Below are 22,186 nucleotides of genomic sequence, written 5' to 3'. Positions count from 1 at the left end.
GACACGGACAATGACCATACTGGCAGCGAGTGCCCTGACCGGCGGAATCGCCATCATCACGCTCGATAATCCCCCGGTGAACGCGTTGTCGGCGCCGCTGCGCGCCAGCCTGCTGCGCGAACTCCAACAGGCGCTGGCGGACTCCGCGGTCGAGGCGGTCGTGATCCTTTGCGCCGGGCGTACCTTCATCGCGGGTGCGGACATCACCGAATTCGGCAAGGCCCCGCAGCCGCCCAGCTTCGCCGAGCTGTTCGCGCTGATCGAGCAGGCGCCCAAGCCGGTGATCGCGGCGATCCACGGTACGGCGCTTGGTGGCGGCTTCGAACTGGCACTCGCCTGCCATTATCGTGTTGCCGCAGAGACGGCGAAGGTCGGGCTGCCCGAGGTGCATCTTGGCCTTTTACCAGGGGCGGGGGGCACGCAGCGCGTGCCGAGGCTCGTCGGTGCCGAAGCGGCGCTGGACATCATTACCTCCGGGCGGCAGATCCGGGCTAAGGAGGCGCTGTCGCTTGGTTTGATCGACACGCTCGTTCCTGACGGAAACCTGCGCGAAAGTGCGATTGCCTTCGCGCGCGATGTCGTTGCCCGCGGTTCGGCGCGGCCCAGGGCGCGTGATCACGAGGTGTGGACCGTCGTTGACCGGAAAAGGCCGGTGATCTTCTCGGACTTCGCCGCCAAGAATGCCCGCCGCTTCAAAGGCTTCGCCGCGCCGGACGCGATCATCGCGGCGGTACAAGCCGCTGTCGATCTGCCGTTCGAAGAAGGCTTGGCACGAGAGACTGCGCTGTTCGAGCATCTGGTGGCAACCCCGCAATCCGCGGCGCAGCGCCATGTCTTCTTCGCCGAGCGTGAGGCGGCGCGGGTGCCTGATGTTTCCGCCGACACCGAGATACTCGATATCCGCTCGGTCGGCGTTATCGGCGCCGGTACGATGGGCGGCGGCATCACGATGAATTTTCTCAACGCCGGCATTCCGGTCACGCTGGTCGAGATGACGCAGGAGGCGATCGATCGCGGCGTTGCCGTCATCCGGCGGAACTATGAGGCGACCGTTCGGAAAGGCCGGATGAGCGCCGAGCAGGTGGAACAGCGCATGGGGCTGATCTCGCCCGGTCTTGATCTGGCGACGCTTGCGGACGCCGATCTCGTCATCGAGGCGGTGTATGAAAGTCTGGACGTCAAGCGCGAGATTTTCGGCAAGCTCGACCGCATTGCCAAGCCGGGCGCCATTCTCGCCTCCAACACATCCTTCCTCGACCTGAACCGGATCGCGGAGGCTACCAGCCGCCCGGAGTGGGTGATCGGACTGCACTTCTTCTCGCCGGCGAATGTGATGCGGTTGCTGGAGGTGGTCCGCGGGGCCGCGACGGCGAAGCCGGTGGTGGCGACGGCGATGCGACTTGCCAAGCGGATCGGCAAAGTGCCGGTCTTGAGCGGCGTTTGCGATGGCTTCATCGCCAACCGTCTGCTCGCGCCGCGCGGCGCCCAGGCCGAAGCGATGATGCTCGAGGGCACGCCGATCGACGCGATCGACCGCGCGCTCGTGGAATATGGCTTCGCGATGGGCCATTTCCAGATGATGGACTTGGTCGGGCTCGACGTGATCGGCCGCGATTCAACCGAGCGCACCGTGATGGGTGAGCTCGTCGCCTGCGGTCGACTCGGCCAGAAGCGGGGCGCGGGGTATTACGATTATGACGATACGCGACGCCCGAGCGAATCGGGCATCACCTCGGAGTTGATACGCGACGTTGCGGCAACGCGCGGAATACGGCCCGATGCGACGAGCGGGGACGAGGCTTTGCTGGCCCGGCTTCTCTATCCGGTCGTGAACGAAGGGGCGAAGATCCTCGAGGAAGGCATCGCGCTGCGAGCCTCCGACGTCGATATTGCGGCCATCCTCGGCTATAACTGGCCCGTCTATCGCGGCGGCCCGCTGTTCTGGGCCAATCAGATCGGGCTGGGCAGGATCGTCGCGGAAATGCGGGAACTGGAAGGTCGATACGGCGAGGCGTTCTGTCCGACGGATCTTCTTGTCAGACTTGCTGACAAGGGACGTGGCTTCGGCGAAACGGCGTGAGCCTCAACCGCACGTGGGTTCTGGCGCGACGGCCCGAAGGGCCGGTCGCCGCCTCCGACTTCGCGTATCGCGAAGAGGATTATGCGGCGCCGGACCTCGCGGACGGCGAGATCCTCGTGCGGACGCTGATCTTCTCCTGTGCTCCGACGATCCGCAACTGGCTTAACCCACCCGACCGAAGCTATCGAGGGGCGATCGACATCGGACAACCGATCCGAGGAATGGCCGCGTCCGAGGTCGTCGCCACGCGTCATTCCCGTTTCAAAATCGGTGATCTCGTGACCGCCGTGACTCCGTGGCAGGACTATGCCGTGCTGCGGCCCGACGCGGCGGTGGTTCCGGTCACCACGATTCCGCGTGGCATGGACCCGATCGATGCCATGACGCTATATTCACCGAACAGCCTGACGGCCTATTTCGGTCTGTTCGCCATCGGAGAGCCCGAACCGGGAATGACCGTCCTCGTTTCCGGCGCCGCCGGCTCCGTGGGTGCGATGGCGTGCCAGATGGCGAAACTAGCGGGCTGCCGCGTCGTTGCCGTCGCGGGCGGGCAGGAAAAATGCCGCTGGTTGGAAGAACACTGCGGAGTGGCCGCCGCGATCGATTATCGCTCGGGCGACATGGTATCCCGGCTGAAGGCCGCGAGCCCCGGCGGATACCATCTTTTCTTCGACAATGTGGGCGGTCAAATCCTGCAAGACGCGATCGATCAGATGGTGCCGCATGGCAGGATCGTGCTGTGCGGCCAGATCTCCGCCTATGATACCGGCCGACCGGCCGCCGGCCCGAACGATATGATGAAGCTCGTATATGGGCGACTCCGGATGGAAGGCTTCGTCGTCGGAGATTTCGCCGCGCGTTATGACGAGGCTACGGCGGCGATCGGCGCATGGTCCGCCAGCCGCCAGCTGCAATGCCGGATCGACGTGCGGAAAGGATTCGAAACGCTGCCAAATGCATTCGCGGGTCTGTTCTCCGGCCTGAACACAGGAACGCTGTTAGTCACAACGGAAGATTCGAGCGCCTGAGTCCGCAGCGGAAAAGCTATGGCCGCCGGCTTGCCAACCGCGATTGAGAGTGCGGCGCTGAACCTATCGCAGAATGTCTTTCCGGGCGTACGCTAGACAGGCCCGGCAGAACCGGCGTATCGAACAGATCGAAAGCGCGCATCGTCATGGCAGGTCCTGCCCGCGCGTCGGCCTTGCCGTCTCCGCCGGCGGCTCCCAACCGAACACGCTCCGCCCCCCAAAGCCGTGCGAGCGAGCGCGTTCACTAGCCATATAGACCTCTACCGACGGTCCGGTCGCGGCCGCTTCGAGGCGCCGGGCCTGATCGTCGAGCCGGCGGATCGCGGCCAGTTCCTCCTGTTGCCCAAGCTTCGCTTTGCACACCGCCGACTTCATCACGCCGATGGTGTGGTCATAGACTTTGGTGGGCACCGGGAAGGGATGACGATCCTTGCCGCCATGGGCGAGCGAGAATCGCGCCGGGTCGCTGAACCGGCATGGTGCGCCGTGAACGACCTCCGCGACCAGCGCGAGCGCTTCGACCGCGCGCGCGCCGATGCCGGGGACGAGAAGCAACTCCGCGAAATCCCGGGGACCGCGGTCGGCGGCGGCGGCGAGCGCGCCATGCAGGCGGCGCGCGACCACGTCCTCGGCGCGGACATCGTGCCGATCGGGAAGGATCAGGTGAGGCAGCACCGCCTGTGCCGGCTCGGGCGGAGCCGGTCGCGCCCGCGCCTCGCCGAAGTGGCGTGTGATGCCATCGGGGCCGATCGTGGCGAGCAGGTCGAGCTGGCTGTCGCGCGACGCGGCCGCACGCCGATCGGCGAGATTGACGATCGTGCCCTGTCCGTGCCCCTCGATGGCGGCGTGCGGCGCATCGACGAAGCTCTCCAGGCCTTGCGAATGCCAATGATATCGTCGCGCCTGCCGCCGCGCATCGTTCATGCCCTGTTGCACGACCACCCACTGGCCGTCGTCGGCGACGATGAACCCGTGCAGGTAGAGGTCGAACCCGTCCTGAAGCGCCGCGCTATCGACCTTGGCGACGAGCCGACTCGAACGCGCGAGATCGGCGCCGTCCAGCCCGACCCGCTCCCCGACCGCGAGCAACTCGCCCGGTGTCGCGCGCGAATGTTTGCCACGACCGCCGCAGACGTGAATGCCGAGTTCGCTAGACAACGGTGCAAGGCCGCGTTTCAGTGCGCCGATCACGCTGGTGGTGATGCCGGACGAATGCCAATCCATCCCCATCACGGCACCGAACGACTGGAACCAGAACGGATGGGCGAGGCGGCGCAGGAACTCGTCGCGGCCATATTCCAGCACGATCGCCTCGGTGATGACGGTGCCGAGCCGGGTCATGCGCTGCCCGAGCCACGCGGGCACGCGACCGCCATGCAGCGGAAGGTCGGCGCTGCCGGCACGCTTGCCCATCAGGCGACGGCAGTCTGCGCAGCACAGGCAAGCACGCGATGAGGAACCGACACCGGCATCCGGGCGGCGTAGCACGATTGAAACATACAGGGAACTGCTTCTCGCGGAAACTTGGCGAGCCGTTCACGGGCTCCGGCAACAAGCACGAAGCAGAAGAGGAGGTTGCCGTGAGCGCCGCGGTGAGAATCGTCTCCGTGGCCCTCGACGCGGTGGTTTGATTTTACCGCTTGCCCGCCGAACGCAGCCGCCACTGCCACGCCAGAACGGTCTTGCCGCGTGGCAGGTAGTGGATCACCATCGGTCTCCCGTCGCGTTCGATCTTGAGGTCTAGCGTCGCGTGTTGATCGCCCTGCGGTGCGTCCTGAGGGAAGGCGGTGGTGATATGGTCACCGTTGCGAAGGCCGGCCAGCGCGGCGTTCGACCCCGGAATCAGCCCGCGCACGGTCTTCGGCGAAGTCGTCGTCGAGGCGGGATCGAAGCCGAGCTGCCAGCGCCGCAATGGTACCTTCACCCGCTCAAACCGCGCACCGAAAGCGTCGGACGGCGGTAGCACGGTCTTCCCGGCGAGCATCGCCTCGAACGACTGGATGCCCGACTGCCCGAGCTCGGCCGCGAGCATCCGGCGCCACATCACGAGAGTCATCGCCTCGCCCCGGCGGCGGGCGGCGAGCATCTCGCGAACGAGATCGTCGAGCGATCGCCGCCCGCCCGATCGCGCGCGGATGGCGGCATTGACGGTGGCGAAATAGAGCGAGCCGCGATCATAAGGCAGCACGCGGATGCGGGTGTCGCGCCAGAACCCCGCCGCAATGTCCGCGTTGGGCGTCGCGATCATCGCGTTGGTGTAATAGCGGCCGGCGGTTTCGTTGAGGTCGGCCAGGAAAGCGGCGGTCGGGATCAGCCCGGCGCGGTACGGCAGCGCACGCTGGTAATAGACCGCCAGCCCCTCGCCGAACCACGCCGCGCCGAGGCCGTTCGCCGCGTCCATCGATCCGTCGAGCGAGTTAACCCATGCGTGCAGCATCTCGTGCGCCAGCAGCGTGCGCATCTCCTCAGCGGTCGAGGTCGGGCCGAAGGTGAAGGCGAACGAATCGACCAGGCCGATGCCGCTGCCGGGGTTGCCCGCGTTGGTGCGCGCGAACACGCCGAAGCTGGGCGGCCGGTAGCCGAAGAAGCTGCCGTAAAAGGCGTGCAGCTTGCTCGCCCATTGCATCACCTCGGCTGCGGCGAAGGCGGGTGTGCCCTGCCACGCAGCGAAGAAGCCGGGCGCGCGGTACAGGCCCGGCGTCCCGGCCATGTAATAGACCGAGCCAAGGCGGTCGGGCGTGATCGGTGTGTCCGGCGCGACATCGCCGACGCCGAAGCTCGACACGCCGATCGCGTTCGCGCCGAGTTTGGTCAGATTCCAGTGGACGGCGACATGGCGGGGCTTAGCGTCGGCGGGCAGCAGCACGAAGCTGTTCGCTGCGCCCGAGACGGTGCCGCTTTCCGTACGGATGTCGTACTGCGGCGCGACCAGTGGCGGTCGGGCGGGGTCGATCGTCACGCGGTAGCGGATCGTGACTGTCCCCGCGACCGCCCGGTCGGCGCGCCACGCCCGATCGGTGTTCGAATCGTCCGCTGGCGTGTCTTGTGCGGCAAGCGATAGCGGGCCGCGCGCGTCGGTCGCGGTGAGGGCGGTGATGTCGTCCGCGCTGGTGACGACGGTGTTCGCCGTCGCCGGGAGGTGGAACAGCGGCGCGCCCGGAGCGGCATCGGCGTCGGTCACGACGAGCGTGAGGTCGATCGCGCGGATATGCCCGTCGCGGTCGGGCGCGTCGGGGGCGAGCGTGATGCTCAGCGTGGGTGGCGGCTCGGGCGCGGCACGCGCGCCGGAGAGCACAAGCGCGATTCCGCTCGCCATGCACCGCATCGATCCGTTCATGCCGCTTCCTTTCCGATCTCTCGGCGATCGTAGCGCGGGTGCCCGGCAAGAAAATCGGCGAATCCCGCGCGGCCGCGCATGATCTATGCAGGCTTGGGCGACCTACCCCCGTGGCAGCGGCAAACGGTGCGTGTTCTTCATCTCGGACAAGGTGGCGGTCGAGCGAATGTCCTCCACGCCCGGCAGGCGCAACAGCGTGCGGAAGGTGAAATTCTGATACCAGGCCATGCTCGGCGCGAGCACCTTGATCATCACGTCCATCTCGCCGAACAGCGTATAGGCCTCGGTGATCTCGGGAATGTCCTCGATCGCCTGGACGAAGCGGTCGCGCTCGTCGTCGGTGAGACGGCCCATCTTGAGCTGGGCGAAGATGAACATGCTGTCGCCGAACATCTCGCGATTGAGGATCGCGACCTGACCGCTGATGAACCCCTCTTCCTTCAGGCGCTGGATACGCCGCCAGCAGGGCGACTGCGACAGGCCGACGCGGTCGGCGATCTCGCTTGAGGATTCGGCAGCGTCTATCTGGAGCCGATCGAGAATCTTGTAGTCGAGGCGGTCGAGCTCGATGGGCATGTTTATGTTCCCTTTGTGCCCAGCACGATATGTATGATGCGCAAAACTAGGTTTCCGGGCGACGATCGGCAAGCGCTACGCGCCGGCCTCGGTAAGATACTTACAGGAAGGGATCATGATGCGCGCGGACGATCTGGTGATTTTCGATGCCGATGCGGTGCGGGCGAAGCTCGACTACCCGAATTGCATCCGCGTCGTGCGCGAGGCGATGGCCGCGCTGTCGGCGGGGACGACGCGCCAGTTGCTGCGCACGATGATCGGCATGGGGCCGGGCCGCACCTTCGCGCAAATGCCCGGCGCGCTCGGCGATGATGACATGTTCGGTGCCAAGATGATCAGCGTTTTCGCCGATCCGGCCTCGCCGGGCCGCCGGCGCCATCGCGGCGTGGTGGTGATGTTCGAACCCGAACAGGGGCGGCCGGTCTGCATCGCCGATGCCGAGGAGATCACGCTGATCCGCACCGCCGCCGCCAGCGCGGTTGCAACCGACGCGATGGCGCGCCCCGACGCGAAAACCCTGCTCATCCTCGGCACCGGCGGACAAGCGCGAACGCACCTGCTGGCGCTGCCGCTGGTGCGCGCGTTCGAGCGCGTGCTGATCTGGGGACGCGACACCGGCAAGGCGGAGCACCTCGCGCGGGAGTTTAACGCCACGTTGCCGGTCGAGGTCGCGACCGAGGTCGAAGCCGCCGCGCGCGAGGCCGACGTGATCTGCACGCTGACCGGGGCGGTGCAGCCGGTGTTGCTCGGCGACTGGGTGAAACCGGGAACGCACATCAACATCGTCGGATCGAGCTTCGCCGGGCCGGTCGAGGTCGATACCGCGCTGGTCGCGCGAAGCCGCTATATCGCCGACAGCCGCGCCTCCGCGCTGGAAGCTGCCGCGGAATTCCTGATCGCGCGCGACAGCGGCGCGATCGAGGACGCGCATCTCGCCGGCGAAATCGGCGAGGTCGTGCTCGGCCGCATTCCCGGCCGCACCTCCCCCGACGAGGTTACTGCCTACAAATCGCTCGGCCATGCCGTGCAGGATCTGGCTGCCGCCGCCTTTCTCTACCGGAGTTCGCTGACGCGATGATCAGACTGCCGTTGCGTACAGCACTCGCCGCTTCCGCCTGTTTCGCCTGCATCGGCGCCGCGCCCGCCGCCGACAGGCTGGTCGTCATCGCCAACGGCGAGACGGTCGGCGCGCTCGACGTGACCCAGACCGGGGGCCACGTCGCGATCCATTACGACGTCAAGAACAACGGACGCGGCCCGACCCTCGACGAGGCGATCGACATCGGCGCGGATGGCCTGCCGACGCATTGGACGATCGACGGCACCGCGACCTTCGGCGGCGCGGCGCACGAGGCCTATGACGCGGCCAGAGGCATCGCGACATGGCGGGATTCGACGGGTGAGAAACGCGCCACGCTCGATGGCCCAAAGGTCTATATCGGCCAGAACGCAAGCCCGTGGGCGCTCGGCCTCTATGCGCGGGCGCTGCTGAAGCGCGCCGACCACACCGTTCTCGCGCTGCCTGGCGGCGCGATCCACCTCGATCCGCAAGGCAGCGTGGCCGTCGGCAAGGCGACCTATCGCGCCTATTTCCTGAGCGGCATCGATCTCTCGCCGGCGCTGATCCTGCTTGACGCGAACGACGCGCTGTTCGCGGTCGTCAGCTCGGACGGGGCCACGGTGCGCGCGGGCCATGAAGCGGAGACGCCGGCACTTACCGAGATCGCAACGCGGCTGACCAGCGCGCGCTACGTCGATCTCCAGAAGCGCTTCGCGCATCATGTCGATGGTCCGGTTCGTATCCGCAACGTGCATGTGTTCGATCCGGCAAGCGGCAGGCTCTCCGATCCGGTATCGGTGGTGTTCTTCCGAAACCGCATCTCCAGCGTCGAGCCGCTCGACAGCCCGCCCACCCCCGGCGAGGCGAAGATCGACGGCAAGGGCGGCACGCTGATGCCGGGCCTGCACGACATGCACGCGCATCTCAGCCTCGAATCGGCGCTGCTCTACATCGCCTCGGGGGTCACGTCGGTGCGCGACATGGGCAACGACAATGCGTTTCTGCTCGGCGCGCAGGCGCAGATCGAGGCGGGGACGATCGCCGGGCCGCGAATCGTCCGCAACGGGTTCCTCGAAGGGCGAAGCCCCTATTCGGCGCGGCTCGGCACGGTGGTGGATAGCGAGGCGGCGGCGCTGGAGGCGGTGCGTTGGTATGCCGCGCGCGGATATTGGCAGATCAAGATCTACAACAGCATGAACCCCGCCTGGGTGCCCGCGATCGCCCGCGAGGCGCATCGGCTCGGCATGACCGTGACCGGGCACGTCCCCGCCTTCACCAATGCCGATGCGATGATCGACGCCGGCTATGACGAGGTGACTCACATCAACCAGGTGATGCTCGGCTGGGTGCTCAAGCCCGAGGAGGATACGCGCACGCCGCTGCGCCTCACCGCGATGCGACGCACCGCCGGACTCGATCTCGCCGCACCCCGCGTCCAGGCGACGCTCGACCGGATGGCCGCACGCCACATCGCGCACGATCCGACTGCGGTAACGCTCGAACTGCTGATGCTGAGCCGCGATGGCACGCCCAGCCCGGCGGTGGCGGAGTATATCGATCATCTGCCGATCGGCCTCCAGCGCCGCCGCCGTCAGGCGATCGCGCCGATCACCAGCGCTGCCGACGATGCCGCGTATCGCGGCGCCTTCGCCAAGGTGAAGGAACTGCTCAAGCTGATGCACGATCGCGGCATCCGGCTGCTGCCCGGCACCGACGACGGCACCGGGCTGTCGGTCCACCGCGAGCTGGAAATCTATGCCGAAGCGGGGATATCGGTGCCCGAGGTGCTGCGGCTCGGCACGCTCGCGCCCGAGCAATATTTCGGCCGCGATCAGGAACTGGGCACGATCGCACGCGGCAAGCTCGCCGATTTCATCCTGCTGCCGGGCGATCCGGTGAAAGACCTGCGCGAAATCCACCGCATCGGCATGGTGGTGAAGGACGGGACGATCTATTTCCCGTCCGAAATCTGGCCGGCGTTCGGCGTGACGCCGTTCGCGCCGGCGCCGAAGATCGCGATGCCGGCGGCGGGGAAGGCGGGCGTGTCGGCCGTCCCGGCGCATGATCCGGCCGACGAATTTTTCTGATCCGACGGTTATCGGCGCCGCACCGCGTAATATAGCAGGCCCACCACCAGCCAGCCGACCAGCAGCGCATAGGGCCGCCAGTTCGTCCCGATGCCGATGACCACCAGCGCGAGCGAACAGGCGACGCCGCCGTAGCTGCACGCCAGCAACCGCCGTTTCGGCAGCTTGAACCCGGCCACCGCGTAAATCTCGGGATGGCGGCGCGTCACTTGCGCGGCCGCCAGGCAGACGCTGGCATATTTGAGCAGATTGGGGACGTTGACCGCGAGGAACAGGAAGGTCAGTTCCATCGGCAGCAACAGCCCGACGCAGCCGAGCGCGAACACCGCGATCAGCGCGACGTGCGGCGTCTGCCAGCGCGGATGGATCTGGCCGAAGGCATGTGGAAGCGCGCCGGCCACGCCCATCGCGTACAGGCTGCGGCTGAACATCGCGAACAGGGCGTTGAGCGACTTGCCGATCGACAGCACCGCCGCCAGCACGACGAGCGGCGTCGCCACCGGCCCCATGAACCGCTTGGCGGCATCGAGGATCGGCGCCTGGCTGCTGCCGAGCGCATCGCTGCCCAGCACGCCGAGCGCGACGAAGCCGACCGCGAGATACAGCAAGGTCGCCGAACCGATCGACAGCGCGATACCGCGCGGGATCGTCCGTGCACTGTCGCTGACCTCGGCCCCGGCCTCGGTCGCGGCCTCGATGCCGAAGAACAGCCCGAGCAGCAGTGGCGCGGCGGCGACCACGCCCGCCCAGCCGTTCGGCAGCAGCGGCGACAGCCGTGCGGTGTCGACCGTGGTCGCGCCACCCCATGCAACGAACAGCGCGAACACGGCGAGCATCGCCACCATCAGCACTTTCTGCACGCGTGTCGCGGTGCGGATGCCGAACAGATTGGCGAGCAAGGCGAGCAGCATCACCGCGAACATCGTCGGCTTGAGCGGCAGCGGCAGCACCATTGACAGATAGCGCACCATCACCAGCGCGAGCACGACGATCGCGCCCATGTTGGCCACGATCCGCAGCCAGGCGACGACGAAGCCCCAGGCCGGGTGCAGGAACCGCGCCGGCCAGACATAGGATGCGCCCGAGACCGGCACCGCCGAGCCGAGGAACGCGTAGCTGATCGCGATCAGATACATCGGCAGCGCCGCGATCAGCACCGAGATCAGCATACCCGGCCCGGCGAGCGCGGTCGCGGGGGCGATCGCCGAGAAGATCGACACGCCGACCGCGGTGCCGAGCCCGAGCGCGATCACGCCGCCGAGATCGATCCCTTTGACGAGACCGGTCTCCGCGCTCAACGCGACGTCCCGGCGGCGATGAACGTGCGGATGTCGGCGATCAGCCGGTGCCGGCTCGCTTCGTCCGAATAGCTGACATGGCCGGCGGGGAAGCGCTCGACTGTGTACTGCGCCGCCGGCAGGTTCGATTGCGCGATCAGATAGTCGGCCGCGCCGATCGTGGTGGTGAGATCGTAGAGACCACTCGACACGAACAGCCGGAAATGCGGGTCCGCGGCGGCGGCTTTTTCGATCGGGTCGAGAAACGGCCAGTCGGTGAAGGGCGAGGTGTCGCCGCCATAGTTCCAACTGCCCTTGGGCGGCGCCAGCACCGCGTAGCCGGACGGGTCCGCGATACCCAGTGCGCGCAGATAGGCCGGCATCGCCTGTTCGTATTGGCGGCTTACGGCCGAGAACGCATCAGAGCCGACGACCGGACCGGCGTCGGGCGCGCGCGGCGCGGTGTAGCGCGCATCATAGCGGCCGATCACCTTGCCCTCGGCGCGCAGCAGTTCGACGCGGAACCGCTCCTTCGAGATACGCAGATCGTGCGCGCGGTAATAGGCGGCGGGGATTCCGCTCAGCGCCGCGAGCTGCGCCGCCACCCGCTGCTTTTCGGCTGGGGCGATGTTCCGCCCCTCGTACAGCGCGTGGAGGTAGGCGGTGCCCGCGAACGCTTGCGCGGCATCGGCGGCATGCGCGGGGTCGCACGGTTTGGCGAGCTTGCCGTGGTAGCAGGCGATCGCCGCCAGCGTCGGCAGCGAGACGACGTAACTGACGATATTGTCGGGCCGCTGTGCGGTCTCGATCATGTTGAGCGCTTGGCCGAGCAGCAACACCCCCGCTGCGTGCATCGCAGGATCGATTTCGCGCAGGGCATCGACCATCGCCGCCGCGCGGATCGTGCCGTAGCTTTCGCCGAGGATGTAGACCGGCGCGTGCGTGCGCCCGTGCGCGACCAGCCACGCGCGGACGGCCTGGGCGGCGGCGAGCGCGTCGCCGTGGACCGAATGGTAGGAACCGGGATCGGCACCCGCCGGCAGCGACGAGAAGCCGGTGCCGGGCGGATCGACGAACAGCAGGTCGGTGGTGTCGAGCAGGCTGTCGTCGTTCGGTGCGCGCGTCGGCGCGGGCGGAAGGGGGGCACCGGGCACCTGCGGCACGGCGACATGATCGAGCCCGAGCGCACCCAGTTGCAGATAGGTCGAGGACGCGCCGGGGCCGCCGTTGAAGGCGACCAGCACCGGCCGCTCGGTCGCGCCGCCCGCGCGCACGTGGGAGATATAGCCGGCGGTGGCGTCGTCATGCCCGGCCGCGCTGGCGACGGGCACCGTGCCGATCTCGGTGGCGATCCGCACTGGCTGGCGAGCGATGGTGACGGTGCGCTCGCTGCGCGCGAGGACGGTTTGCGCGGTCGCGGGTGCGCATGCCACCGCGCTCGCCAGCAGCAGCCAGCCTGCGATTGTCTTCGACGCCATCCCAGCCCCTTTCGTCATCGCCCTAGCATCTGCCGTTCGCTCGAAACATCAATCATGTACCGCGACCGGTGCCGGCCTCGCCGAACGGTCGCGATAGGTCTTCATCCCGTCGGTCAGCGCCTGAAGGCCGTATTCGAGCGCGGTTGGTTCGAGCCCGAAACCGATCCGCACATGGCCGGGCGCGCCGAAATAGCTGCCGGGCGCCACCACGACCGCGCCGCGCGCCGCGATCCAGTCCGAAAAGGCATCGGTATCGTCGATGCCGATAAGGCGGGGAAAGGCGATGCAGCCGAAATCGGGAAGCTCGCCATCGACCAGGCCGTTCGCGCGCCAATGCGCGTGATACGCCTCGATCACGGGCCGGCCCCGCCGCACGATGCCGGCGGAATAGGCGTCGAAACGGTTGCGCCGTTCCAGCACCATCGCCGCCACCGCATGCGCGAGATTGGAGACGCCGAACTCGACCTCGTCGTTGAGCGCGCGGATCGTCCGCATCACCTCGGGCGCGGCGACGATCCAGCCGCAGCGCAGGGTGCTGAGGCCATAAATCTTGGTCAGGCTGCTGATCGTGACGATGCTGGGCGAAAGATGGACCGAAGGCGTCGCCTCCGCCGCGTCGTCGGCATAATCGCGGTACACTTCGTCGACCACCACGGTGACGCCGCGCGCCGCGGCGATCCGGCCGATCTCGGCGATCACGGTTGGGTCGGTTCGCATCCCTGACGGGTTATGAAGGTCCGACAGCACGATCAGCTTGGTATCCGGCCCGATCCGCGCGGCGACCTCTTCGGGATCGATCGTGAAGCGTGCGCCGCTGCGTCTGAAATGATCGACCTCATGGCCGTAGGAGCGCGCGATCGTATCGAACAGGTCGAACGCGGGCGTTTCGATCAGGACGCGATCACCGGGCTTGAGCAGCGCGCGGTAGATCAACGACAGCGCGCCGGTCGCGCCGGTCGTGCAGAGCAACCGATCGGCATCGACGCGGTAGCGATTCATCAATTGTTCGACCACGAACGGGTTGCCGCCCGCGAACGCACTGGCGTACCGCGAGGTGATCGTCTGCCCGAAGCCTTCCGCCACCAGCGCGCGCAGCATCTCGCGCGGTTCGGGCACGGAGCTTTCGAACAGGCTGACCAGCAGCGTGCGTTCGGCCCGCACACGGCGGAGCGTCCGGCGAATCCACTGCGCGTAGGATCGTGGCGGCGAAGTCTCGCCGTGATGAGCCATTGCTTCCTACTCCTCACGCCCACCGGGCGCGCGCCGTCGAGACACCGGCGCGGCCCACGCCCTCGCGTGGCCGGTGCCCGATGTGGTGAAAGGGGGCCGAACCGCCGCCGTCAGGGCAACCGCACGTTGACGCCGGCAAAGAAACGCCGGCCGAGAATGTCGCCATAAGCGATGCTCGGATAGGACGGCTGCTCGTCGGTGAGGTTTTCCACGCCGAGCCGGTAGGTGAGCCGACCCGCGTCGATCTGTGCGGACAGGCTGTGGGTCATGTTGCTGGCGACCTCGGGATTGGGGTCGTTCTCGATCGTCGAGGTGTACGTGCGCCGCGCGCCGGGCAGGTAGAACATCTGGTACGACAGGCGCACCGGACCCTTCACGTAGGTGGCGTTGAACCGCCCGACCCAGCTCGGCTCGGTGATCGTGTCGTCGGTACGGTCGAACGTCTCGCCGGTCACCGACTGGGTGAGCAGTTCGTTGTGCGTTGCCGACGCGTTGAGCTGGAGCCGGCCGAGATCGCGCCCGCCCGCGAACAGATCGCCCGGCGCGAAGCGATAATCGATCGCATAGGTTTCGCCGCGATACTTCACCACGCCCGCATTGAAGGTGGTGGTGGTGCCTTTGACGATCGTGCCGCCGGTGTTGATGCCGTCGCTCACCGCGAGGCGGCTGAAGGCGTTGCACACCGCCGGGTTCGGATTGACGTTATCGTAACAGGCGGCGGTGAAATCGTCCGTGGTGAAGGCCGACAGACCATCGCGCAGATCGACCTGGATGCGATCGACCGTGATCGTCAGCCCGCGCGCGAATTTCGGCTGCAGCGTGATGCCATAGGACAGCGTGTTCGAAATCTCGTTTTTCAGCCCCGCATTGCCGCCCGTCGTGACCGAGGCCACTTCGAAATTCTCGGCGGGGTCCTGGAACAGCGCGAGCCGTTGCGCGGCGCTCAGCCCCGCGCCCGTACCATCGGCGCCGACGCCATAGCCCGGATTTGCCGCGAAGGCGGCGAGGCAATTGGTGCGGCGCACGGACGGATTCGGGCCGGAGTTGATGCGATCGGCATCGCAGGGATCGAACCCGATCGAGCCGAGTGCGGTGCTGCTCGGCTGGAAGAGCTGAGTCAGCGTCGGCGCGCGGAAGTTGCGGCTGCGCGTGCCGCGCAGGGTGACGCCGTCGGTGACGAGCCAGCGCAGCCCGGCCTGCCATACGCTTTCGCTGCCCGCGATCGAGTTGTCGACATAGCGGTACGCGCCGGTCGCTTCGAGTTCCTTGACCAGCGGCAAGGTGAAATCCTTGCCGACCAGCGGGATATCGATTTCCGCCGAGAGTTCGTTGGTGTTGTAGCGGCCCGATTGCGGCACTTCCAATGTCCCGCCGCCGAAGCTGCCGGCCTGGTTGGCGGCGAGCGGATCGAAGCGCGCCCGTTCGTCGCGGTGTTCGTAGGCGAGGATGAACTTCACGTCGCCGGTCGGCAGGCTGACCACGGTGCCACCGAGCGTCGCGAGAATATCGACCTGCTCGTTGGTGTAATCCATGCCCGCGCGCGTGCTGACGTAGTTGCGCGCGGCGGCGCTGACATTGCCGTTCCCGAACGGGTTGATCGGCGCGCAATTGGGATCGTCGTTGCTGATATCGCTATCGGCGTTGATCGCGCAGACGATCTTGCCCGCGCCGTTGAGCGTGGCATCGATCGCGTTCTGGAACTTGCTGTTGACCACTTGCCAGCTACGCTGATGGCCTTCGACACGGGCATAGCTGCCCGAGACCGACCAGTAGAAATTGCGCGTGCCGAGATCGAAATCGCCGTTCGCCGAAAGCAGCGCGCGATAGGTGTTTGTGGTCGTGGTCTGCTGGTCGCTCGGCACCAGGTCATAGAAATATTTCGACAGGAAGATCGGTGCTCCCTGCGCGAACCCCGGCCGCGCGGCGCTCAGCGTCGCCTTGCTGGCGGCGGTGAGATAGGGGTTGTCGATCGTGAACACGATCGGCCCGGCATAGGTGCCGGCGTTCAGGATCGTATAGCTGTTGCCCTGCGGTATCTCGGTGCCCTTGGTGCGCGCATATAGCAACTCGGTAGAGATCGTCAGATGATCGGAGACATCGTAATGGCCGATCATATTCGCGGTCAGCCGGTCGACGCCGGTGCGCAGTCCGGCGAGATCCGAATAGCGCAGGCCATCGCCGCCACTCGAGAAGGGAATGCCGACGCTGGTGCCGGGATTGTAGCGCGTCACGCTGCCGTCGGGCGCGAATTGCAGGCCGCCGCCGGTCAGGAAGCGCGTAAGCGGGGCGGGTGTGTTGAACAGCACGCCATTGCCGTTGAATTCCCAGAAATGCGCGTCGAGCAGTTGCTTGAGCGAAGGCACGCCGTCGCTCGGTCCGGTATCGGCCGTGTTGGTGACGGCGACGCGCGAGAGGTTCGACAGCGGCCGGTCGCCGAAGCGCAGCACCGGCGAGGTCGCCCAACTGACATCGACCGCGACATTGCCGCGCCCGTCGGCGAAGTTGGTCCCGGCGGTCGCGCGCGCGCTGTAGGTGGGGTAATCGCCCCGGCTGGAGATGCCGGTCTGCGCATCGACGTCGAGACCGGTGAAGTCCTTCTTGAGTACATAGTTGACGACGCCGGCGATCGCATCCGAGCCGTACACGGCGGCGCCGCCCGCCTGCACGACATCGACCCGATCGAGCAGGCCGATCGGGATGATGTTGGCATCGACCTGCGCATCGCCCAGTCCGGCGGAAGACGTGACCATCCGGCGGCCATTGACGAGCGTCAGGGTACGCCCGGCGCCGAGGCCGAACAGGTTGGGGTATTGCTGGCCGGTGCCGCTCGAATTGCCGGTGCCGTCGGCCTGGTTGATCGCCGGCGTCATCGAGGTGATGTCGTTGAGCGCATCGGCGGCGCTGGTGTAGCCGCGATCGATGATCCACTGTTGATCGACCGTGACGACCGGCGCCATCTGGTCCGAACCCGAACGGCGGATGCGCGACCCGGTGACCACGACGTCGGTGGCGGGGTCTTCGGGTGCCGCGTCAGCGGAGGGCGCGAGTTCGGCTGCGGCCGGCGCGACCTGCGCATGGGCCGGTGCGACGGCACCCAGCGCCGCGATCAGCGCGGTGGTTTCGAGATACCTGCGGACCGATGGTCCCCGATGATTGCCCATGTTTCCCCCTGTGCCCGCTTTTGTGGCTCGGCCATTCCCCGGACTAGCCGTGTTCGATGCCTGTCAGGATATCGCGAGGCTGCGCAAAAACTTCGTCGCAGTTCAGCAACCCGACGCGCCTTACGGATAAATTATGCGCGTATCGGGCAAGCTTCCGCATCACGACCGGCCCAATCGTTGGAAATGTCGTCCGAACAATTTAGCCGGGGTGCCGACCCTTGTGGTGATCGTCAGCGCGCCAGAAAATCGGCGAGATCGCGCCCGAAGCGCGTTTTGACCGCCGCGTCCTCATACATCATGTGCCCGCCCGCATAGCAGCGCAGCGTGAAGCGCGTCGCCACGCTTCGCGGCAACCCCGCGACGGTGGCCGCATTGCCCGGGCAACTGTTGAGCGAGTCATACCGGCCCGCCGCCACCCACGCGCGCAGCCGGGGTGCCTTTTGCATCGCGCGGAGCGTCCAGGGTTGCGATGCGCTCGGCGGACCCTCGCCCGCCATCGCGCGGGCGAGGGACTCGGGCGTCACCGGCGTCTGGTCATATTCCCACCGGCCGCCGACATCGGGGCCTTTTTCCTCGATGCCGGCATAGCGCCCGTCCCGATAGCCGAGCGTCTCGCGGTAGAACGCCAGCACCACCTTGTCGTCGGCGGCGGTGTCCAGGTGCGCGACCGGCTTGCGCATGTCGAAGATGTCGCGCGGTTCCGCCGGGATCAGGCCGGTGCGGAACTGGCGCGGCGAGACCCACAAGGTCTTCGCGTCGATCGTCGCCGGCGATAGTCCCTGGTAGCGGGCGAGCCGCGCCACCACTTCTGCCCGCGCGGTGGCGCTGAGCGCGGCGGGATCGGCGAGCGCGCCACGATAGACGGTGCGCGCCCAATGCTCAGCTTCGGCCAGCGCCGCTTGCGGGTGGGCCTGCACGTCAGGCGCGAGCTTGCCGAGCGCGAGTGCGGTGGCGGTGCGATTGGGCAGCGACAGCGCGCGCATCAGCGACCGGTCCTCCGCGTCTCCAAGCGGAATCCCGCCCGAGATCAGCGCGATGCCCGCCAGCGGTTCGCCGGCATCGATCAGCGCCTCGGCCACCCCCGCCGCGCGCCACGTGCCGAAGCTTTCGCCGACCAGATAGGTCGGCGCTCCGCTGCGATGGTACGCGCTGCGGAAGTTGCGCACGAACTGCGCCGTCGCGCCGATATCGCCGGTGGTGCGGTAAAAGGCCGCACCGTCCGCAAGGGTCTTAGCGCGACTGAAGCCGGTGCCGACCGGATCGACGAAGACGAGATCGCTCGCCGACAGCGCGCTGTCGGCATTGTCGACGAGCACGCCGTTCTGGAGCGTCCTGGGGGCGAGCGCGTGGAACTGAAGCAGCCGCGAATCCGCACCGGGGCCGCCGTTCCAGACGAAGCTCAGCGGCCGTGCCCGCGCCACGCCGTCGAGAAGGTACGCGGTATAGAAGATCGACGCGCGCACCGTTCCGGCGGAATCGCGGATCGGCAGCGTGCCAGCGCAGATCGTATAGTGTCGTGTCATTCCGCGGATCACCGCACTTTGCGCGCGCGAAACCGCATCGGCCGGGCACCCGGCCCGGACAGGCGCGCGCGGGGCGGCAGCGACCGGCGATGCTCCCGCAGCGATCAGGACGATCGCCCCGAAGTTCAAGATCGCCCGCATCGCCACCTCCCGTATCATGCCACGCGATCGGTCTAATCCGGGTGCACGACGATTTTTATGCGTTGATCGGCGCGGCGACGTCATTTCCCCGGCCTCCATGCGCGAACCGCACCGCCTCGACGCGCATCTTCGCGAAAACTATGCCGTCATCCTCCGCTACCCTGCGGAGGACGCGATGGGAACGGATGGGGCATGAAGGTCACACGGCGCACGATACTCGGCGCAAGCGCCACCTTGCCGCTGGCGGTAAGCGGTGCGCGCGCCATGCCGACACCTGCGGCACTGCCCGATACGGTGTCGTTCGCGCCGATGCGCAACACCTATCTCGATTCGGGTACGATGCACCCGATCGCGACCGGCGCGCGGCAATCGCTCGATGCCTATCTGCGCACCCGCGACGGCACCGGCGGCCACTACGCGACCGACGACGCCGAGACGCGCGTCAAAGCCAATTTCGCCCGGCTCATCAACTGCGATCCCGCCGAACTCGCCTTCGTGCAAAGCACCACCGCCGGCGAGCAACTCGTCATCGCCGGGCTTGATCTGCCGCGTAGCGGCGGGCGTGTCGTCACCGATACGCTGCATTTCTTCGGTTCGTTCTATCTCTACGAGGAACTTGCCAAACAGGGCGTCGACGTCGCCTGGCTACGGCCGCGCGACGGCAAAATCGCGATCGACGATATCGAGCGCGCGATCACGCCCGGCACGCGGCTGGTCGCGCTGTCGCTGGTCTCGACGTACAACGGCTTCGAACACGATCTGACGCGCGTCTGTGAGATCGCCCATGCCAAGGGCGCGTTGGTCTATGCTGATATCATCCACGCCGCCGGCACGATCCCCATCGACGTGCGCGCCAGCGGCGTCGATTTCGCCGCCTGCGCCAGCTACAAATGGCTGATGGGCGATTTCGGACTGGGCTTCCTCTACGCCCGCGCCGACCTGCATGACCGCATCAAACGCTCGACCTACGGCTATTACCAGCTCGCCGGCTTCCAGCCGCACGTCTATCCGTTCGATCCGCCCGGCGACACCATCGCCGATGTGACGCCGCGCTCCGACGTGGAGGGTCTGTTCGCGGCCGGTACGCGCGCGCATACCGGCATCGCGCTGCTCGACTGGTCGCTGGCGCATCTGCTCGATCTCGGCGTGGAGCGGATCACCGCGTACCGTCGCCCGATGCTGGGGCGGCTCCAGGCCGAACTGCTGCGCAAGGGCTACCGCGTGGTAACGCCGCCAGACAGCCGCACGCCGCTCGTCACCTGCGTCCTTGAAGGCGCGCACGACAAGCTTGCCGCACCGCTCGCGAAGGCCGGCGTGCAGATCACATTGTCGCGCAACCGCTTCCGCTTTTGCCCGTCGGTGTTCAACGACATGGACGATATCGACCGCGCGCTCGCCGCGCTGCCCGCCGCCTGACCCGTCTGCCGCATTCAAGGATCTGCCATGCGCCACCGCTTTCGCCTGCTCGCCGCCGCCAGCCTGATCTTCGCGTCGCCAGCCGTGGCTCAGGATAAAGAGCCGGCGTGGCAGGTATCGCCCGCGTTCCAGCGCGCGATGGAGCCGATGGTGCCGCGCGCGGCGGCCAGCGCCAAAGTGGTGACCACCCGCCACACGATCACGCTGGCCGGCAAGCGCATCGCCTATCGCGCGATCGTCACCGAAACGCCGATGGCGGGGACGGACGGCACGCCCGCTGCGGTCGTCGTCACCTACGCCTATGTCGCGGAGACGCCGGCCAATCCGGCTAACCGGCCGGTGTTGTTCATCTTCAACGGCGGCCCGGGTGCTTCGTCCTCGCCACTGCACATGACGGGAATCGGCCCGCGCCGGCTCGATGGCACGCGTATCGAGGACAACCCGCACAGCCTGCTCGACGTCGCCGATCTCGTTTTCATCGATCCGGTCGGCACCGGCGCGAGCATGCCGATCGCGGGCAAGGACGCGACGCCCTTCTTCAGCGTCGGTGGCGACGCGCGTGCGACCGCGCAGGTGATCGACGGCTGGAAGAAAGCCAACGGGCGCACCACCGCGCCGACCATCGTCGTCGGCGAGAGTTACGGCACGATGCGCGCGCTTGCGATGCTCAATGAGGCGATGAAGGCGAAACAGGCGCTTCCCGATGGCGTCGTGCTGCTCGCGCTGGCGCTTGGCGGCGGAGGCTCGCCCGCCACCGATGCGATGGTGCAATTGCCGACGCTCTCCGCGGTCGCCTGGTATCATAATACGATCGACCGGGGTGGCCGCACCGTCGCGCAACAGTTCGAAGCGGCGCGTGCCTTTGCCGAAAGCGCGTATATCACGGCGACAGTGCAAGGTTCGGCGCTGCCCGACGCTGAGCGCCAAGCGATGGCGGCACGGATGGCGCCGCTGATCGGTCTGCCCGCCGAGACGATCGCCAAGGATGGAATCGCGATCGACAAGGACGGTTTTATGCTCGGCCTGCTCGCCGCCAAGGGCCTGCGTACCGGCCAGCTCGATGCACGCATGACCCGGGCCATCGCCGATTCCAACTTCCACCCGCCGTTCGATGATCCCTCGATGTCGCTCGGTTCCGGAACGACCGCGACGATTGAGAGCTATCTCAAGGACGAACTCGGCTATGCCGTGCCCAGTCCGTATCGCAGCCTGAATCTCGGCATCAATTTCAAGTGGGATTACGAAGCCGGGCGGGGCGGGGCCTATTCCGGGGGATCGTTCGCACCGTTTCTCGCATCGGCGATGGCGGCCAAGCCGACGATGCGGGTTTTCACCGGCGGCGGCTATTTCGACCTTACCACGCCGGTGGAGGCGGGCATCTTCGCGTTGAACCAGGCCGGCGTGCCGGTTGATCGCCGCAGCAGCCATTTCTACCCGACCGGTCATTCGATCGGCGAGGATGACGCAGGGTTGGCGTCGTTGAGCACCGACTTGCGCGCTTTCGTGGCGGGAATCGCAGCGGCGCGGAGGATGTGATCCACGTGTGCGGAGAAACATGATCGCGCATTTGAATCACGTCGGCGGTTGATGGCCGCCCGTCGCGGCAGGCTTCATGCCGTCAAACCCAAGCTTCGAGATCTCCGGTGCATCGACAAACACGCCGTTATGTGGACCGGGTTCTCCTCATCGATCCAATCGTCCCTGCTCGGCGGCAACGCGTCGTTTGGGTGCGATCCGTACCAGCGATGAAGCCATCTGTGGACGCCCCAACGGTTGCAAGCGGTTTTCTTCA

General features: G+C 67.0%; 14 protein-coding genes. 6 read left to right on the top strand and 8 right to left on the bottom strand.

Going from position 1 to position 22,186, the window contains the following annotated elements:
- Positions 1–10 precede the first annotated feature (10 nt).
- Together J0A91_RS00465 and J0A91_RS00460 are read left to right on the top strand one after the other, a co-directional pair.
- A complete protein-coding gene (locus J0A91_RS00465; protein ID WP_069203263.1) occupies positions 11–2,080 on the top strand; it encodes a 3-hydroxyacyl-CoA dehydrogenase NAD-binding domain-containing protein in 2,070 nt (689 codons plus the stop codon).
- Positions 2,077–3,108 (top strand): NADP-dependent oxidoreductase, encoded by a 1,032-nt coding sequence (locus tag J0A91_RS00460; RefSeq protein WP_069203262.1) that lies wholly within the window; start codon positions 2,077–2,079, stop codon positions 3,106–3,108. The genes J0A91_RS00465 and J0A91_RS00460 overlap by 4 nt, the downstream gene beginning before the upstream one ends.
- A 144-nt stretch (positions 3,109–3,252) precedes the next feature.
- Here the strand turns inward: J0A91_RS00460 and J0A91_RS00455 are convergent, their stop codons facing one another.
- The 3 genes from J0A91_RS00455 to J0A91_RS00445 all read right to left on the bottom strand — a co-directional run bounded on the left by J0A91_RS00455 (position 3,253) and on the right by J0A91_RS00445 (position 7,021).
- Complete coding sequence (locus J0A91_RS00455; RefSeq protein WP_069203261.1) at positions 3,253–4,521, bottom strand: DUF763 domain-containing protein; 1,269 nt, start codon at positions 4,519–4,521, stop codon at positions 3,253–3,255.
- Between the two features lie 220 nt (positions 4,522–4,741).
- Positions 4,742–6,445 carry a M61 family metallopeptidase gene (locus tag J0A91_RS00450; protein ID WP_240502149.1) on the bottom strand — a complete coding sequence of 568 codons (1,704 nt, stop codon included), beginning with the start codon at positions 6,443–6,445 and terminating at the stop codon, positions 4,742–4,744.
- 102 nt (positions 6,446–6,547) lie between these two features.
- Positions 6,548–7,021 (bottom strand): Lrp/AsnC family transcriptional regulator, encoded by a 474-nt coding sequence (locus J0A91_RS00445; RefSeq protein ID WP_069203260.1) that lies wholly within the window; start codon positions 7,019–7,021, stop codon positions 6,548–6,550.
- Between the two features lie 115 nt (positions 7,022–7,136).
- On the opposite strand from J0A91_RS00445, the gene J0A91_RS00440 reads away from it, so the two are divergent.
- Together J0A91_RS00440 and J0A91_RS00435 are read left to right on the top strand one after the other, a co-directional pair.
- The gene (locus J0A91_RS00440) at positions 7,137–8,099 is read left to right on the top strand and encodes an ornithine cyclodeaminase family protein (protein ID WP_240502148.1); all 963 of its coding nucleotides are present in this window, start codon (positions 7,137–7,139) and stop codon (positions 8,097–8,099) included.
- A complete protein-coding gene (locus tag J0A91_RS00435; RefSeq protein WP_069203258.1) occupies positions 8,096–10,168 on the top strand; it encodes an amidohydrolase family protein in 2,073 nt (690 codons plus the stop codon). Before J0A91_RS00440 ends, J0A91_RS00435 begins: the two co-directional genes overlap by 4 nt.
- Before the next feature lie 8 nt (positions 10,169–10,176).
- Here J0A91_RS00435 and J0A91_RS00430 read toward each other — a convergent pair whose 3' ends face one another.
- From J0A91_RS00430 to J0A91_RS00410, 5 genes are all read right to left on the bottom strand, one after another.
- Complete coding sequence (locus J0A91_RS00430; RefSeq protein WP_069203257.1) at positions 10,177–11,466, bottom strand: APC family permease; 1,290 nt, start codon at positions 11,464–11,466, stop codon at positions 10,177–10,179.
- Positions 11,463–12,923, bottom strand: a complete 1,461-nt coding sequence (locus J0A91_RS00425; protein WP_169833061.1) for a S10 family serine carboxypeptidase-like protein — start codon at positions 12,921–12,923, stop codon at positions 11,463–11,465. The genes J0A91_RS00430 and J0A91_RS00425 overlap by 4 nt, the downstream gene beginning before the upstream one ends.
- Positions 12,924–12,971: 48 nt before the next feature.
- On the bottom strand, positions 12,972–14,153 hold the full coding sequence (locus tag J0A91_RS00420) for a pyridoxal phosphate-dependent aminotransferase (protein ID WP_069203255.1): 1,182 nt from the start codon (positions 14,151–14,153) through the stop codon (positions 12,972–12,974).
- Positions 14,154–14,263: 110 nt separating this feature from the next.
- Complete coding sequence (locus J0A91_RS00415) at positions 14,264–17,314, bottom strand: TonB-dependent receptor domain-containing protein (protein WP_069203254.1); 3,051 nt, start codon at positions 17,312–17,314, stop codon at positions 14,264–14,266.
- A 230-nt stretch (positions 17,315–17,544) separates the two neighbouring features.
- Complete coding sequence (locus J0A91_RS00410) at positions 17,545–18,978, bottom strand: S10 family serine carboxypeptidase-like protein (RefSeq protein ID WP_069203253.1); 1,434 nt, start codon at positions 18,976–18,978, stop codon at positions 17,545–17,547.
- A gap of 192 nt (positions 18,979–19,170) precedes the next feature.
- On the opposite strand from J0A91_RS00410, the gene J0A91_RS00405 reads away from it, so the two are divergent.
- Together J0A91_RS00405 and J0A91_RS00400 are read left to right on the top strand one after the other, a co-directional pair.
- Positions 19,171–20,394 (top strand): aminotransferase class V-fold PLP-dependent enzyme, encoded by a 1,224-nt coding sequence (locus J0A91_RS00405; protein ID WP_069203252.1) that lies wholly within the window; start codon positions 19,171–19,173, stop codon positions 20,392–20,394.
- A 27-nt stretch (positions 20,395–20,421) separates the two neighbouring features.
- A complete protein-coding gene (locus tag J0A91_RS00400) occupies positions 20,422–21,930 on the top strand; it encodes a S10 family serine carboxypeptidase-like protein (RefSeq protein WP_083224418.1) in 1,509 nt (502 codons plus the stop codon).
- Positions 21,931–22,186: the final 256 nt, after the last annotated feature.

The organism is Sphingomonas panacis, from assembly GCF_001717955.1.
GTDB classification, from domain to species: domain Bacteria; phylum Pseudomonadota; class Alphaproteobacteria; order Sphingomonadales; family Sphingomonadaceae; genus Sphingomonas; species Sphingomonas panacis.
Note: the sequence above shows the minus strand (reverse complement) of the source record. Positions and strands in the feature narration are given on the sequence as shown.

Coding starts and splice junctions, on each gene's coding strand:
- J0A91_RS00445 (WP_069203260.1), bottom strand. CDS start 7,021: ATGCCCATCGAGCTCGACCGCCTCGACTACAAGATTCTCGATCGGCTC.
- J0A91_RS00420 (WP_069203255.1), bottom strand. CDS start 14,153: ATGGCTCATCACGGCGAGACTTCGCCGCCACGATCCTACGCGCAGTGG.
- J0A91_RS00415 (WP_069203254.1), bottom strand. CDS start 17,314: ATGGGCAATCATCGGGGACCATCGGTCCGCAGGTATCTCGAAACCACC.
- J0A91_RS00410 (WP_069203253.1), bottom strand. CDS start 18,978: ATGCGGGCGATCTTGAACTTCGGGGCGATCGTCCTGATCGCTGCGGGA.
- J0A91_RS00425 (WP_169833061.1), bottom strand. CDS start 12,923: ATGGCGTCGAAGACAATCGCAGGCTGGCTGCTGCTGGCGAGCGCGGTG.
- J0A91_RS00465 (WP_069203263.1), top strand. CDS start 11: ATGACCATACTGGCAGCGAGTGCCCTGACCGGCGGAATCGCCATCATC.
- J0A91_RS00400 (WP_083224418.1), top strand. CDS start 20,422: ATGCGCCACCGCTTTCGCCTGCTCGCCGCCGCCAGCCTGATCTTCGCG.
- J0A91_RS00405 (WP_069203252.1), top strand. CDS start 19,171: ATGAAGGTCACACGGCGCACGATACTCGGCGCAAGCGCCACCTTGCCG.
- J0A91_RS00455 (WP_069203261.1), bottom strand. CDS start 4,521: ATGGGCAAGCGTGCCGGCAGCGCCGACCTTCCGCTGCATGGCGGTCGC.
- J0A91_RS00450 (WP_240502149.1), bottom strand. CDS start 6,445: ATGAACGGATCGATGCGGTGCATGGCGAGCGGAATCGCGCTTGTGCTC.
- J0A91_RS00435 (WP_069203258.1), top strand. CDS start 8,096: ATGATCAGACTGCCGTTGCGTACAGCACTCGCCGCTTCCGCCTGTTTC.
- J0A91_RS00440 (WP_240502148.1), top strand. CDS start 7,137: ATGATGCGCGCGGACGATCTGGTGATTTTCGATGCCGATGCGGTGCGG.